This is a genomic window from Mycetocola zhujimingii (genome assembly GCF_003065425.1).
GTDB lineage: Bacteria > Actinomycetota > Actinomycetes > Actinomycetales > Microbacteriaceae > Mycetocola_A > Mycetocola_A zhujimingii.
The window spans coordinates 405,229-420,153 of record NZ_CP026949.1; the positions used below are offsets into that span (position 1 = coordinate 405,229).

Genomic DNA, 14,925 nt, shown 5'->3' on the forward strand with positions numbered 1-14,925 from the left:
CATCCTTTCTCCGTCACGCACACATCAACTGAGGCGACCATGCAGACGAGTACCGAGAAATCCCCCGAGACCACCCCGCAGGTCGCCGAGTCGAAGCGGCAGAAACGTGCCGCCCGGATCGCTGACCACGCGTCCGGGTCGATAACGGCTCTCCTCATCAAGATCGGCATGCTGGCCGTCGTTGACGCGATCGCCGTCTACGGCCTCTTCGTGCTCTTCCTCCGCCAGGACTGGGTGATCTTTGCGGTCGTCCTGCTGGTCACCATTGCAATCAACGTCATCTACTTCAAGCGTGGTCTGCTCCCGCTGAAGTACCTGGCCCCGGGCCTCGTCTTCCTCCTGATCTTCCAGATCTTCGTCGTCGGCTACACCGCGTACATCTCCTTCACCAACTACGGCACCGGGCACAACAGCACCAAAGAGGATGCCGTCAGCTCGCTGATCCAGTCGGCCCAGTACCGCGTACCGGACTCTCCGACCTACGGCCTCACCGTCGTCGAGCAGCTGGGTGCGTTCAGCTTCCTCGTGACGGACCCCGACGGTGACGTGCTGATCGGAAACACGGAGACCCCGCTGACCGAGGTGTCCGACGCCGAAATGTCCGGCGACAAGGCCGTGAGCCTGCCGGGCTACACCAGCCTCAACTTCACGGACATCGTCACCAACCAGGACGCGATCGCGGCCATGACCGTGCAGATCTCGGACGACCCCAACGATGGTGCTCTCCGAACCCCGGACGGATCGAGCGCGTACCTCTACCTCTCCACACTTGCCTACGACGAGGCCGCTGACACCATGACGAACACCGAGACCGGTGTCGTCTACTCGGACACCGGCAACGGCGCGTTCACCTCGGAGGACGGCGAAGAACTGCTGCCGGGCTGGAGTGTCGTGATCGGGGCGGAGAACTACCTCACGGCCTTCACCGACCAGAGCATCCGCGGACCGCTCATCGCCGTCACGACGTGGACCTTCCTCTTTGCAATACTCAGCGTCGCGACGACGTTCATGCTCGGACTGTTCCTCGCTGTCGTCTTCAACGACATGCGGATGCGCGGCAGGAAGTTCTACCGCGTGCTCATGATCCTGCCGTACGCGTTCCCCGGGTTCCTCGGGGCGCTCGTCTGGGCCGGCATGCTCAACAAGGACTTCGGGTTCGTCAACCTCGCGCTCCTTGGCGGGGCAGAGATCCCCTGGCTGACCAATGAGTGGCTGGCGAAGTTCAGCATCCTGTTCGTCAACCTCTGGCTCGGCTTCCCGTATATGTTCCTCGTCTGCACCGGGGCGCTCCAGTCGATCCCCGACGAACTGCAGGAAGCGGCGAAGATGGACGGCGCGAGCCCGTGGCAGGTGTTCCGCCGCATCAAGTTCCCGCTGCTCCTCGTCTCGGTTGCCCCGTTGCTGATCTCGTCGTTCGCGTTCAACTTCAACAACTTCAACCTCATCTACATGCTCACCAACGGCGGTCCGCGTGACGCGTCGGCGAGCATCAACGTCGGCGGGTCCGACATCCTCATCTCGATGGTTTACAAGGTCGCGTTCGTCGGGGCCAACCGTGACTACGGGCTCGCGAGCGCATTCTCGATCATCATCTTCGTGATCGTGGCGATCATCGCCATCGTGAGCTTCCGGCAGACAAAGGCACTGGAGGACTTGAACTAATGTCTCTCACCACTCCAACGGTCGCCGCGACAGGCACCCCGACCGAGCCGCGCTCGATCCCAACCAAGCGGCCATTCAAGTTCAGCCGCTGGTTCGCGGCAACCGGCTGGCGGCACCTCGTCGGCATCGTGATGGTCGTCTTCTCGGTCTTCCCGCTGCTGTACGTCCTGAGTGCATCGTTCAACCCGAACGGCACGCTGCTGCAGTCAAACGGCCTCTTCTCCGCCTTCGGCCTCGACAACTACGTCGACCTGTTCAACACCCCCGAGCAGCCGTACGCCGCGTGGTTCGTGAACACCCTCGTCATCGGCCTGACCACAGCGATCGGAACCGTCTTCCTGGGCGCGCTCGCCGCATACTGCTTCAGCCGGATGCGATTCGTCGGCCGCCGGTTCGGACTGATGTCGCTGCTGATCGTGCAGATCTTCCCGCAGCTGCTCGCGGTGGTCGCGATCTTCCTCCTGCTCACGACGCTCGGCGACATCTTCCCGATCCTCGGCCTGGACAATCAGATCGCACTGATCCTCGTGTACCTCGGCGGAGCGCTCGGCGTGAACACGTACCTGATGTACGGGTTCTTCAACACGGTGCCGTCGTCGCTCGACGAAGCGGCGAAGCTTGACGGCGCCGGTCACGCGCGGATCTTCTTCACCATCATCCTGCGCCTTGTCGCGCCGATCCTCGCCGTTGTCGGGTTGCTGAGCTTCATCGCAACCACGAGCGACTTCGTGATCGCGAGCGTTGTGCTGGTGAGCCCCGAGCGGCAGACGCTCGCCGTCGGTCTCTACCAGTTCGTGTCGCAGGAGTTCTCGAGCAACTGGGGCGTCTTCGCCGCCGGTGCCGTGCTCGCGGCGATCCCGGTGATGGCACTGTTCCTGTACCTGCAGAAGTACATCGTCTCCGGCCTCACCGCCGGCGCCGTCAAGTAATGGAACCGCACCACGACGGGTCCCCGCTCTACGTCTCCAACCAGTCGCCGGCGCTCGGCGAGTGGGTGCAGGTGCGGCTGCGCGTGCCGCACACGCTCGGCGAGCCCCGCGCGGTCCGGGTGCGGTCGAACCCGGATCGCGAGCCGCGCTTCTCTGAAGCCACCCTGCTGAGCACAGCGGCGGGCTGGGACTGGTGGCAGGCGGAGATCCTCATCGAGAATCCGGTGCACGGGTACCGGTGGGTCGTGCGGACGGGCGACGGGCATGATCTCTGGATCAACGCCCGCGGTGTCTTCGACACCGAGACGCTCGACAGCGAGGATTTCAAACTCACGAGCCACCCTGCCCCGCCCCGGTGGGCATCGGGCACCGTGCTGTACCAGATCCTTCCAGACCGGTTCGCGCGGAGTGCGGCAGCCAGCCAGCGCGAAGCTCCGGACTGGGCGATCCCCGCGGAGTGGGACGACGAGGTTGAGCTCGAGCAGCCCGCTCGGTCTCAGCAGTTCTTCGGGGGAGACCTCGACGGCATCACCCTGCACCTCGACCACCTCGAGAAGCTCGGCGTCAGCGCCCTGTACCTCACCCCGATCTTCGCCGGCCGGTCGAATCACCGGTATGACGCGTCCAACTTCGACGCCGTCGATCCGCTGCTCGGCGGCGATGAAGCGCTCGTACGACTCGTCGAGGCCGCGCACGCCCGCGGGCTCCGTGTCCTCGGCGACCTCACCAGCAACCATTCCGGTGACGCCCACGACTGGTTCGTCGCTGCCCACCGGCATCCGGAAGCCATCGAAAGTGACTTCTATCACTGGCTCGACGACGAGCAGGAGACGTACGCGTCGTGGCTGGGAGTCCCGAGCCTGCCGAAGCTCAACTGGAACTCGCCCGAACTGCGCCGCCGGTTCATCGAGGGCGATGACTCGATCGTCGCGAAGTGGCTGAAGCCCCCGTTCGCGCTCGACGGCTGGCGCATCGACGTCGCCAACATGACCGGCCGCCTGGCGGACCAGGACCTCAACGCCGATGTGCGCCGCACGATTCGGCGCACCATGATCGACGTGAACCCGGACACCCTCCTCGTCGCCGAGTCGACCAACGACGCCTCGATCGATTTCCAGGGCGACGGCTGGCACGGCGCGATGACCTACGCCAACTTCACCCGGCCTCTCTGGGGCTGGCTCAGTGAACCGGGAACACCGGCGGGTGGTGGCCTCGGGATGAACATGTCGACCATGCCGACGTACACCGGGCAGCAGTTCTACCGCGCGCACCGGCAGTTCTCCGCCGGCTTCCCGTGGCAGACGCGTCTCGCCACCATGAACGCGCTCGACACCCACGACACACCGCGGTTCGCGACGCACGCACTGCCGGGAGTGATCCCGGTCGCGCTCGGCATGTCGATGACGTTGCCGGGTATCCCGGTCGTCTTCGCCGGTGACGAGTTCGGGCTCACCGGTATCGACGGCGAGCACTCGCGCACACCGATGCCGTGGGAGCGTGCCGACGAAGCCGGTGAGCGGATCGACCTGTACGCGACGCTCATCGGCCTGCGCCGCACGCACTCGTCGCTCAACGGCGGCGGTATGCGGTGGTTACACGTCGGTGACGACGTGCTCGTCTACGCCCGCGAAGACGAGTTCGAGACCATCCTCATGGTTGCGGCGCGCGCGGACTTCGATGTGCGCCTGCACGCGGATGCCGTCGGCGGCGTGCAATCAGCTACCCGCCTGTTCGGCTCTGCGGCGTTGTCCACCGATGAGGATGGCATCCGCCTGTCCGGCGACGGCCCGGCTTTCGCAGTGTGGCAGCTGGCGGGCGTCGCGCTGTAGAGAGCCCGACCCGCTCGCGCCCACCGCTGCACATCCATGCCCGCGCTGCAGAAGAATCTGCAGCGCGGGCATGGATACTGCAGCGCTCGATGAGGGAGCTACTCGCGGTGTGGCCCGGCGAGGGGACCTACTCGCTGTGCAACTCGGCGAGGGGACCTACTCGCCCGGCTTGGCTTTCGGGGCTTTCGGCTCCTTGGGTTCTTTGGGCGCCTTGGGTTCCTTCTCGTTGTTCCCGTTCCCGTTGCCGTTGCCGGGCCCGTCGGGTTCCGACTCGTCCGGCTCGGACTCATCCGGCTCGTCTTCGTTTTCCTCGTCGGGGACCGGAGTCGTTGGGCTCACGGGCGTGACGGTCGTTGTCGGTTGCGGCTCCGGTTCGACGGGCGCCGGGGCCTGTGCAGCCAGTGCGGCGTCGACATCGGCGAGCACCGCGGCCAGTGCCGCGTCGATGCGCTTGTGCCGAGCGAACGAGACGGAGCCGTCTGCGGCTGCCTCCTCGAGTTCAGTGTCGAACGTCGTGAGCGTGTCACGCGCGAGCTGCAGTTCGCCGTCGGCCACGGCCTGCGTGACGGTGAGCACTGTCGCCTGGAACCGCGTCGCGGCGTCAGCGTCGAGGTCGGGTGCGCTCGACTGGCACCCCGTCAGAGCGACGACACCCAGCGCTGACGCGAGCATGAGCGGCGCCACACGGGAGCGGGGGCGGGCAGTGAAACGGGTGCTCATGGTGTCACGCTCTTCTGGAGTTCATCAAGGTGCTCGCCGATCTCGCCGGGCACCGCGGGGTAGTCGACGGACGCTGGCTCAGTAGTACCGCCCAGGGCGACCCCAAGCGCGACGGCGACCGCTATCACCACGGCAGCTGCCGCTGCCACGAGCGTCGGCGTCAACCCCATGCGGTGGCGCGGCCGTGTGGACTCCGTCGTCGCGGACCCCGACGTCGCGGGCGCAGACGCTGCGTGCGCAGACACTGTGCGCGCAGACGTTGCGGGTGCCGACGCCGACGCCGCAGTCGCGGACGCAACGGTCACGGCATCCGTCGCGAACTCACGAGACGTGCCGGGCGTGAGAAGCGCCGTCGATGCCGTTCCGGGTCCCGATGCTTCGGGAAGCAGCACGGTGGGGGAGCCGGTGTCGCCGACGGTCATCGCCGCGGTCGCCTCGTCGGGGTCTGCCGCCGACCGATAAGCGCCGAGTCGCTGGATGCCGCGAAGTGCGAGTGCGACCTCGTGGGCGCTCGGTCGGTTGGCGGGCAGCCGCGCGGTCATGGCGGCGAGAGTCTCGGCGAGCAGCGGGTCGAGATCATCCGGCAGCACGGGGTCTCGCGTCAGCGGAGCGAGCGCCGCGTGCTGCCCTGACCCGGAGAATGCGCGACGGCCGGTCGCGCACTCGAGAAGCACCAGGCCGAGGGAGTACACGTCGCTCGCCGGTCCGACGTCTTCTCCGCGGGCCTGTTCCGGGCTGAGATACCCCGCGGAGCCGACGGTGAAGTGCGTCGCCGTGATGCGAGTGCCATCCACCAGCCGGGCGATGCCGAAGTCGCTGAGTTTCGGGTGCGGACGGGTGTCGTTGCCCGCCGTGTGGGCGAGCAGGATGTTCGCCGGTTTCACGTCGCGGTGCACAACGCCGCGGTCGTGAATGTAGTTCAGGGCGTCGGCGAGGTCGGCACCGATGTGCCGGGTGTCGTCGGCGCTGAGCGCCCCAGCAGCGAGCCCCTCACGGAGGTCGGACCCTCGGATGAGTTCCATCACGAGGTAGGAGCGCGGATGCAGGGGGTCGCTCTCATCGGTTCCGGCGTCGAGCAGCGTGACGAGGCCGGGGTGGGCCAGGCTCGCGAGCAGTGAGATCTCGCCCTGCTGCCGACGGAAGTCACCGGGCGACGCGGATGCCGGCGAGAAAAGTTTGACGGCGACGTCACGCTGCAGCGACTCGTCGCGGGCACGGTACACCGAGGCCATGCCGCCGGCGCCGATGAGTGCGAGCAGGCGGTATCGCCCCGACAGCGTCAGGTCGAGCGGGCGTGCGTGTGAGATCTCGGTCATGGGTCCTTCCCTCCTGCCCATGCTACGTTGGCAGCACAAGCACCGGATATGGTTCGAAGCACCCCGCGATGGATGCTAGTCTCTACTGGTGCCATTTCGTATGGCCACGCTCCGGTAGCTCAGTGGTAGAGCACTTCCTTGGTAAGGAAGAGGTCGTCGGTTCAAACCCGACTCGGGGCTCGTTACTTTCTCGGTAAGCCCGGGCGAAGTTTCGCGGCAGGGTAGCTCAGTTGGTGAGAGCGCACGACTCATAATCGTGAGGTCGCGGGTTCGAATCCCGCTCCTGCTACGGGGAAAGGCCCCTCAAGGCCTCTTCCCACTGAACCCCAAGGTCTCGCCACCTTGGGGTTTCTCCGTATCCGGGGGCCTGTTTCCGTCATCCCGGCCGTCGCACCATGCATGCAAAGGCGACGGAGTGCAACCCCGGTAAACGTTCAGCCCGCGGCAACGTAAAATCGATGGGTACTCGGCGTCGCCGAGGTCGAGAGGGAGTCTTTTTTGGCCGGCAATGCAACGACCACACATCGCAACGTCTCGTTGCTGTCTGTTTCGTCCACACTCGCCTCTCGCGTCACGACGTCGGAGGAGATCGACGCCCGCCTGAAACCCGTGCTCAAGCGCCTGCGACTGCCGCAGCGCCTGCTGCAGCGCGTCGCCGGTGTTCACGAACGCCGCAACTGGGAAGAAGGTGTCACCTTCGACACCGCAGCGGTCGATGCGGGCAACCCCGCCATGGCATCCGCCGGTATCACCCCCGACAAGGTCGGCCTTCTTATCAACACCTCCGTGACCCGCAAGCACCTCGAACCGTCCGTCGCGGTCAAGATGCACCACGGCCTCGGCCTGCCGTCGTCGGCGATCAACTTCGACATTGCCAACGCGTGCCTCGGTTTCGTGAACGGTATGACCCTGGCGTCGCAGCTCATCGACGCCGGTCAGATCGAATACGCGGTGATCATCGACGGCGAAGATGCCGACGAGATCCAGCACAACACCATCGAGCGGCTTCACCGCCCCGACATCAGCCGCACAGACTTCATGAGCGAGTTCGCGAGCCTCACCCTCGGGTCGGGTGCCGCCGCCGCTGTTCTCGGTCGTGCCGACGACAACCCGAACGGCCACCGCATTCTCGGTGGCGTCACTCGTGCGGCCACCCAGTTCAACGAACTCTGCGTCGGCAGCGTCGACGGCATGTTCACCGACGCCAAGGCACTGCTCAAGGGCGGCATGCAGCTCGTCACCTCTGCCTGGAAAGAAGCCCGCACCGACTGGAGCTGGGCCTCGATGGACCGCTACATCATGCACCAGGTGTCCGACGTGCACACCAACGCCATCGTCAAGGCGATCGGTATCGATCGCACTCGGGTGCCGCTGACGTACCCGACCCTCGGCAACGTCGGTCCCGCGTCGATCCCCATCACCCTCGCTTCGCAGGCCGACAGCCTCAAGAGCGGCGACCGCGTTCTGCTCATGGGCGTTGGTTCCGGCCTCAACACGGCGATGATGGAACTCGCCTGGTGAGTCCCCGGCTGCCGCGCGCGGCTGAGCTGCGCTCACCCGCGACCCTTCCTCCGCTTGGCCTCGACGGGCTTGACCCCGCCTTCTCCCGGATTGTGACGGCGACGGATGCTGCGGCATCCGTTTCGCGCGACTGGCACGTTCTCGACAACGCCGACCGCCTCGCCGAACTCGGTGTAACACCCGTGGGCACCATTCTCTGCGTGCACGGCAACCCGACCTGGTCGTACCTCTGGCGCCGTCTGGTGTCGAAGGCGACGGATGCTGCCGCGAACGGTGGCGAGGCGTGGCGTGTTATCGCTGTGGACCAGCTGGACATGGGGTTCTCTGAGCGCACCGGTGAGCGTCGACCGCTCGCGCAGCGCGTTCGCGACCTCGGTGCGCTCACCGACGCGCTCGAACTCGACGGACCTGTGTTCACCCTCGGACACGACTGGGGCGGTGTCGTGTCGCTCGGCTGGGCCGTCGACCACCCCGACCTGCTCGCCGGTGTGATGCTGCTCAACACGGCGGTGCACCAGCCGGAGGCCGACCCGATTCCTGCGCCGCTGCGGCTCGCGCTCCAGCCCGCGCTGCTCGGCAAAGCCACTGTCGCGACTCCCGCGTTCCTCGAGACGACGCTCGCCCTTGCGCACCCGGCGCTGCCGAAGGCCGTCAAGGACGGCTACCGCGCGCCATACAGCGACGCGACCCGACGCGTCGGCATCGGCGGTTTCGTCGCCGACATCCCCGTCGACGCCGATCACGAGAGCTTTGCTGAACTCACCCGCATCTCCTCGGGGGTCGCTCAGCTCACTGTCCCCGCGCTCATGCTGTGGGGCCCGCGCGACCCGATCTTCAGCGACAAGTACCTCGACGACCTCATCGACCGGTTGCCGCACGCCGATGTGCACCGGTTCGAGGGTGCAGGACACCTGGTTGCCGAAGATGTGGACTATGCCGGTGCCGTCCTGACCTGGCTGGCCGACGGCATCCGTTCTGCGAGTACCGATTCTGCCGCCGCAACGGCTGCCGCCGCCGACGTTGACCGTCAGCCGCTGTGGCACTACCTCGACGAAATGCGCGACAGTGACGACACTGTCGTGGTGGACATGGTGCCGCCCACGGGCGATGAGCCGCGCGTGGTCAGCTGGAAGCTGCTGTCGCGACGGGTCCGCCAGATCGCCGCTGGACTTTCCGCGATCGGTGTGAAGAAGGGCGACCGGGTGTCGCTGCTGATTCCGCCGAGCGCCGACCTCGTTGCCGTGCTGTACGCGTGCCTGCGGATCGGCGCGATTGTCGTCGTCGCCGACGCTGGGCTCGGTCTCAAGGGACTCACCCGTGCTGTGCGCGGCGCGTGCCCCGACCACATCATTGGTGCGGCTACCGGCCTTGCTGCGGCGCGTGCGCTCGGCTGGCCTGGCCAGAAGATCTCAACGGCGACGTTCCCTGCGCCGGTGCGCCGGGCTCTCGACATTTCGTACTCCCTGTCTGACCTGATCTCGCTCGGTTCCGACGAGATCATGCCTGAGCCTCCCGCGCCGACCGACACCGCTGCCGTGCTGTTCACCTCCGGCTCCACCGGACCGGCGAAGGGCGTCGTCTACACCCACGCCCAGCTGTCCGCTGTGCGTGACGCGCTCGCCGCCCAGTACGGAGTCGGGGTCGGAACCGGACTCGTCGCCGGCTTTGCACCGTTCGCGCTGCTCGGCCCGGCGCTCGGCGCCCGGTCGGTCACGCCCGACATGGACGTGACCTCTCCCAAGACCCTCACCGCGACCGCCGTCGCCGCAGCGGTCGCCGCGGTCAATGCCACAGTCGTGTTCCTCTCACCGGCCGCCGTCGCGAATGTTGTCGCGACCGCCGGCGAGCTGACGGATGCCGACGGCGAGGCCCTCGCTGGCGTTGAGCGGTTCCTCTCAGCCGGTGCTCCGGTCTCAGAGCCGCTGCTCGCCGCGATCTCGGCGCTCATGCCCAACGCGACGGCGCATACCCCCTACGGCATGACCGAGGGTCTGCTGATGACGGACATCACGCTCGACGGCATCCGTGAGGCTGCGGCTGAAGCCGGTGCTGGCGGCGTCTGCGTCGGTACGCCGACGGGGGTCACGCGTGTGCGCATCGCGCCGCTCGACGAGACCGGCCGCTCCACCGAAGAACTCACCGACGAGCCCAACGTCACCGGCGAGATCATCGTCTCCGCGCCGCACGTCGAAGACCACTACGACCGGCTCTGGCTGACCCACCGGGCCAGCCGCCGCGGGGGAGTGCCGGGAGAACGCTGGCACCGCACCGGCGACGTCGGCCACCTTGACTCGGCCGGACGGCTCTGGGTCGAGGGGCGGATGCCGCACGTGATCGCGACAGCGAACGGTGTGCTCACGCCGGTCGGACCCGAACAGGCCATCGAGCGGCTGCACGAGATCGCTCGCGCCGGTGTCGTCGGGGTCGGCCCTGACGGAAACCGCCAGGTCGTCGCTGTCGTCGAAACCGTGCCACCGGCTCGGAGTGTGTCGCTCGCGACGCCCGAGCTTGCCACTGCGATCCGCGGCATGGTCGACGTTCCGATCGCGGCTGCCCTCGTGGTTCCGCGGTTGCCAACCGACATCCGTCACAATTCCAAGATCAACCGTTCGGCGCTGTCCGACTGGGCTGGCGACATCCTCGCCGGCGGGCGGATGACCCACCCGTGAGAGTCCTCGTCACCGGTGCGAGCGGGTTGCTCGGGCGTGCTGTCGCCGCCGAGATCCGCTCGGCCGGTCACGAAGTGACGACCTTCCAGAGGCGTCCATCCGGCGTCGATGGCGTCACCGACGTGCTCGGTTCGGTCACCGAAACGGATGCTGTCGCTCGCGCGGTCGCGGACCAGGACGCGATCGTGCACCTCGCCGCGAAGGTGTCACTCGCCGGTGACCCGGCCGATTTCGACCGCATCAACGTCGGCGGGACTCGCAACCTGCTGGCCGCGGCATCCGCGTCGGGGATCGGGAAGTTCGTGTTCGTGTCGTCGCCGTCCGTGGCGCACGCCGGGACGTCGATCGTGGGCGATGACGCGTTGCCCGCCGACCCGGAGCATGTTCGCGGCGACTACGCGCGGACCAAGGCCGAGGCCGAGCTGATCGCGCTTGCCGCTGACTCGCCCGAGCTTCGGGTCGTTGCCGTTCGGCCGCACCTCGTCTGGGGTCCCGGTGACACGCAGCTCGTCGCGCGGGTCGTCGAGCGCGCTCGAGCCGGGCGGCTGCCGCTGCTCGATTCGGGTGCGGCGCTCATCGACACGATCTACATCGACAACGCGGCGTCGGGCATCGCAGCCGCGCTCGAGCGGGTCGATGCCGTCCACGGCAACTCGTACGTGCTGACCAATGGCGAACCGCGGCCGGTGGCCGAGCTGCTCGCCGGTATTTGTGGTGCTGCCGGGGTCGCGGCACCACGCTGGAGTGTGCCAGCGGGGCTGGCCCGCGGTGCCGGTTCGCTCATCGAGCGGGCGTGGCGCATCAAGCCCGGCGTTGACGAGCCGCCGATGACGCGGTTCCTGGCCGAGCAGCTGTCGACGGCGCACTGGTTCGACCAGCGCCGGACGCGCGCCGACCTCGAGTGGACCCCCGCCGTGTCGCTCGACGAGGGCTTCCGTCGCCTGGCGGACTCGTACCGCACCTCCTGACGCACCCCGCGCTCCCTCGCGCGGCCGCAAAAGGCTGCGCGGCATCCCGTGCTCGGTCACAAACGGCTGCACCAATCCGCGCTCGGTCACAAACTGCTGAACGAACCCGCGCGCGGTCACAAATGGCTCAACGAACCCGCGCTCGGTCACAAAATGGCTCAATGAGCCCGCGCGCGGCCACAAACGGCTGCGTTTGCGCACGAAAGGCGACCCTTTCTGTCCGAGCAGGGGATGCCTGCGGGGTGAACGCCCGTTTATGGCTGAGCAAAGGTGGCGGGGCGCGTGGGCGGGCGCAAATGGTTGCGCGGCATCCTGCGCGGCCACAAACGGCTGAACGAACCCGCGCGCGGCCACAAATGGCTGAACGAGCCCGCGCTCGGCCACAAACGGCTGCGTTTGCGCACGAAAGGCGACCCTTTCTGTCCGAGCAGGGGATACCTGCGGGGCGAACGACCATTTCTGGCCGAGCAAAGGTGGCGGGGCGCGTGCGCGGTCGCAAATGGTTGCGCGGCATCCTGCGCGGCCACAAACGGCTGAACGAGCCCGCGCGCGGCCACAAACCGCTGTGTTTGCGCGCGAGGGGCGACCGTTTTTGTCCGAGCGGGGGATGCCTGCGGGGCGAACGACCGTTTATGGCCGAGCAAAGGTGGCGGGGGTTGCTCGGCCACAAACGGCTGCACCAATCCGCGCTCGGTCACAAACGGCTGAACGAACCCGCGCGCGGCCACAAACGGCTGAACACACCCGCGCTCGGTCACAAACGGCTGCACCAATCCGCGCTCGGTCACAAATGGCTGGGTTCGGGCGCGAAACGCGACCTTTTCTGTCCGAGCAGGGGATGCCTGCGGGGTGAACGACCGTTTATGGCCGAGCAAAGGGGTGCACCAGCACGGCGCACGCACCGCCCGCCCGCCCGGGGTCTCAGCTCCCGACGACGTCCGCCCAGGCGGTGCGGTCGACGATGAGCTGCCGCCACTGGCGCAGCGCCTTCGCGGCGCCGACACCGAGTGCACCGACCACCCGGTCACCCCGGCGGAACACGGCGATCATCCGGCGTTCAACGAGCGAACCCTCCAGGATCCGCACCTCGTCATACCCCTTGATCCACCCGTGCACCTGCAGTTTGAGGTCGTACTGGTCGGTCCAGAAGTAGGGCACCGAGGCGAAGGCATCCGGCGCTCCGTCGAGCAATCGCCCGGCGACGTGCACAGCCTGCTCGGTCGCGTTCGTGCGGTGCTCGACCCGCATCGACTGGTCGAATGCCGGGTTGTCCCAGCGCGCCACATCACCGGCGGCATAAACGCCGGGTGCCGCGGACAGGTCAGGCGCGCACTCGACCCCGTCGCCCAGCCGCAGCCCGCTGCCGGCCAGCCAGCCGATCGCCGGCGTCGCACCGATCGCTACGAAAACGACATCCGCCCCGAGCCGCGAACCGTCGGCAAACTCGACGCCGGTCACCCGACCGTCCGCTGCCACCAGCGAGCGGACCGCAGACGCAGCTCCGGTCCGCAGCTCGACACCGTGAAGCCTGTGCAGTGCGGCCACCTCGGCGCCGATCGCCGGGCCGAGCCCGCGTTCGAGCGGCGTGGGCAGAGCATTCACTAGGGTGACGGTGAGCCCGAGTCCGACGGCAGCGGCCGCAACCTCGGTACCGAGAAAACCGCCGCCGACGATCACGAGGTGCCGCCCGGCGACGAGTTCTTCCTTCAGCCCGAGCGCATCGTCGAGGGTGCGAAGGGTGTGAACTCCTGCGAGGTGCGTCGAGTCGGGCAGTACCCGCGGTGTCACGCCCGTCGCGACGACGAGGCGATCGAACGCGAGGTCCGTGGCATCCGACAGCGACACAACGGAACGACCGATGTCGAGCCCCGTCGCCGTCACGCCCGAACGGATGCTCACCCCCAGCGCAGCGAGGTCGGCGTCGGTCTTCAACCCAATGCGTTCCGGTCCCCACTCGCCGGTGAGCAGCTGCTTGGCGAGGGGCGGCCTATCGTACGGCGTGTGGCGTTCACTGTCCACGAGCGTCAGCGCGCGGTCGTACCCGTTGCGGCGGAGCGCAGCGGCGGTGGTCAGCCCGGCGGCCGACGCCCCGACGATGACGATATGGGAGGGAGCGTCGCTCACGACTCGTCGACGAGCCTCAGCGCCGCTGACGGGCAGCTGAGGACGGCGTCACGAACAGCATCGTGCTCATCGGAGCCCGGGGTGGCGTTGAGCAGAATGACCTTGCCCACCTCGTCGTCCTGGTCGAAAACATCTGGCGCGATGGCCACGCACACTCCGGCGGCAACACACACTTCGATATCGGCAATGACCTTCATCGGTTCCTCATCCCTCGCCGCTCACACCGAGCGCGCCTCCTCCAATTCTGGCACTAGCCGGAACCCCGCTCGTGCGCTGCTCCCGACCTCGCAGCGCTTTCACACGGCCGGACCTCATCACGAGCGCCGCGTGGCGACTGGTAGGTTCTTTCTCGGCCGTTCGGGCCGCGAGGGGAGACGGATGCCACAGCCACGAACACGAGGACACTGGGTCTGGCTCGTCGTCATCGGTCTCGCCGCCGGGTTCCTGTCCGGTCTCTTCGGCGTCGGCGGCGGCATCCTCATCGTTCCTGCGCTCCTGCTCCTGCTCGCCCTCGACCAGCGCATCGCCGCTGGGACCTCGCTCGCAGCCATCGTGCCGATGGCCGCCGTCGGCGTGCTCAGTTACGCACTCAGCGGGTCGGTCGACTGGATTGCCGGTCTTCTCCTCGTGGCTGGCAGCGTCGTTGGCGCGCAGATCGGCATCCGGCTGCTCAACCGTATTCCGCGGCGCGTGGTGAGCTGGCTCTTCATCGGCTTCCTGCTCGTCGTGATCGCGACGCTCTTCCTCGTCACGCCATCGCGGGACGCCTTCGTGGAGATCACGCTGCTCAGCGGGGCTGGACTCGTTCTGCTCGGTCTCGGTACGGGTGTGCTCTCCGGGCTCCTCGGCATCGGGGGAGGCGTCGTCATCGTCCCCCTGCTCATCCTTCTCTTCGGTGCGAGCGACCTCGTCGCGAAGGGCACCTCGCTCGCGGTCATCATCCCGACGGCGCTCTTCGGTACGATCGGCAACTTCCGCAGGGGCAACGTCGACCTTCCCGCCGCGGCGGTCATCGGCGTGGCTGCCTGCACGACGACAGCGGCGGGTGCCGCCGTGGCCGCGGTAATTTCCCCCGCGCTGTCTTCGGTGCTCTTCGCGGTGTTCCTCGTGGCGGTCGCCGTGCAGATGACTGTGAAGCTCCTCCGTTCCAACTGAGGTCCCTATCGTCGCCGATGAGGCGTCTGTAC

The 14,925-nt window shown here is 67.4% G+C and carries 11 protein-coding genes and 2 tRNA genes; 9 read left to right on the forward strand and 4 right to left on the reverse strand.

What is annotated here, in order from left to right:
- Positions 1-39 precede the first annotated feature (39 nt).
- From C3E77_RS01990 to C3E77_RS02000, 3 genes are read left to right on the forward strand one after another with little or no spacing between them, the layout of a single operon-like run.
- On the forward strand, positions 40-1,662 hold the full coding sequence (locus C3E77_RS01990) for an ABC transporter permease subunit (protein WP_108390107.1): 1,623 nt from the start codon (positions 40-42) through the stop codon (positions 1,660-1,662).
- Entirely contained in the window at positions 1,662-2,591 is a 930-nt protein-coding gene (locus tag C3E77_RS01995; RefSeq protein WP_108390108.1) for a sugar ABC transporter permease, read from the forward strand. The genes C3E77_RS01990 and C3E77_RS01995 overlap by 1 nt, the downstream gene beginning before the upstream one ends.
- On the forward strand, positions 2,591-4,420 hold the full coding sequence (locus C3E77_RS02000; protein ID WP_108390109.1) for a glycoside hydrolase family 13 protein: 1,830 nt from the start codon (positions 2,591-2,593) through the stop codon (positions 4,418-4,420). Before C3E77_RS01995 ends, C3E77_RS02000 begins: the two co-directional genes overlap by 1 nt.
- A gap of 156 nt (positions 4,421-4,576) precedes the next feature.
- Here C3E77_RS02000 and C3E77_RS02005 read toward each other — a convergent pair whose 3' ends face one another.
- Positions 4,577-5,140 (reverse strand): hypothetical protein, encoded by a 564-nt coding sequence (locus tag C3E77_RS02005; RefSeq protein WP_162924884.1) that lies wholly within the window; start codon positions 5,138-5,140, stop codon positions 4,577-4,579.
- Positions 5,137-6,456, reverse strand: a complete 1,320-nt coding sequence (locus C3E77_RS02010; RefSeq protein WP_162924885.1) for a serine/threonine-protein kinase — start codon at positions 6,454-6,456, stop codon at positions 5,137-5,139. Before C3E77_RS02010 ends, C3E77_RS02005 begins: the two co-directional genes overlap by 4 nt.
- A 108-nt stretch (positions 6,457-6,564) precedes the next feature.
- Between C3E77_RS02010 and C3E77_RS02015 the strand changes: the two genes are divergently transcribed.
- From C3E77_RS02015 to C3E77_RS02035, 5 genes are all read left to right on the forward strand, one after another.
- Positions 6,565-6,636: transfer RNA gene (locus C3E77_RS02015), tRNA-Thr, on the forward strand.
- Positions 6,637-6,671: 35 nt separating this feature from the next.
- Positions 6,672-6,745: transfer RNA gene (locus tag C3E77_RS02020), tRNA-Met, on the forward strand.
- 209 nt (positions 6,746-6,954) lie between these two features.
- Entirely contained in the window at positions 6,955-7,977 is a 1,023-nt protein-coding gene (locus C3E77_RS02025) for a 3-oxoacyl-ACP synthase III (RefSeq protein WP_108390112.1), read from the forward strand.
- Positions 7,974-10,646, forward strand: coding sequence for an alpha/beta fold hydrolase (locus C3E77_RS02030; protein ID WP_108390113.1), 2,673 nt, complete (start codon positions 7,974-7,976; stop codon positions 10,644-10,646). The genes C3E77_RS02025 and C3E77_RS02030 overlap by 4 nt, the downstream gene beginning before the upstream one ends.
- Positions 10,643-11,614 carry an NAD-dependent epimerase/dehydratase family protein gene (locus C3E77_RS02035; protein ID WP_108390114.1) on the forward strand — a complete coding sequence of 324 codons (972 nt, stop codon included), beginning with the start codon at positions 10,643-10,645 and terminating at the stop codon, positions 11,612-11,614. The genes C3E77_RS02030 and C3E77_RS02035 overlap by 4 nt, the downstream gene beginning before the upstream one ends.
- 921 nt (positions 11,615-12,535) lie before the next feature.
- Here the strand turns inward: C3E77_RS02035 and C3E77_RS02040 are convergent.
- Together C3E77_RS02040 and C3E77_RS02045 are read right to left on the reverse strand one after the other, a co-directional pair.
- Positions 12,536-13,738 (reverse strand): NAD(P)/FAD-dependent oxidoreductase, encoded by a 1,203-nt coding sequence (locus C3E77_RS02040; RefSeq protein WP_108390115.1) that lies wholly within the window; start codon positions 13,736-13,738, stop codon positions 12,536-12,538.
- The gene (locus C3E77_RS02045; protein ID WP_108390116.1) at positions 13,735-13,935 is read right to left on the reverse strand and encodes a ferredoxin; all 201 of its coding nucleotides are present in this window, start codon (positions 13,933-13,935) and stop codon (positions 13,735-13,737) included. The genes C3E77_RS02040 and C3E77_RS02045 overlap by 4 nt, the downstream gene beginning before the upstream one ends.
- Before the next feature lie 130 nt (positions 13,936-14,065).
- Between C3E77_RS02045 and C3E77_RS02050 the strand changes: the two genes are divergently transcribed.
- Positions 14,066-14,893 (forward strand): sulfite exporter TauE/SafE family protein, encoded by an 828-nt coding sequence (locus C3E77_RS02050; protein WP_418288052.1) that lies wholly within the window; start codon positions 14,066-14,068, stop codon positions 14,891-14,893.
- Positions 14,894-14,925 lie beyond the last annotated feature (32 nt).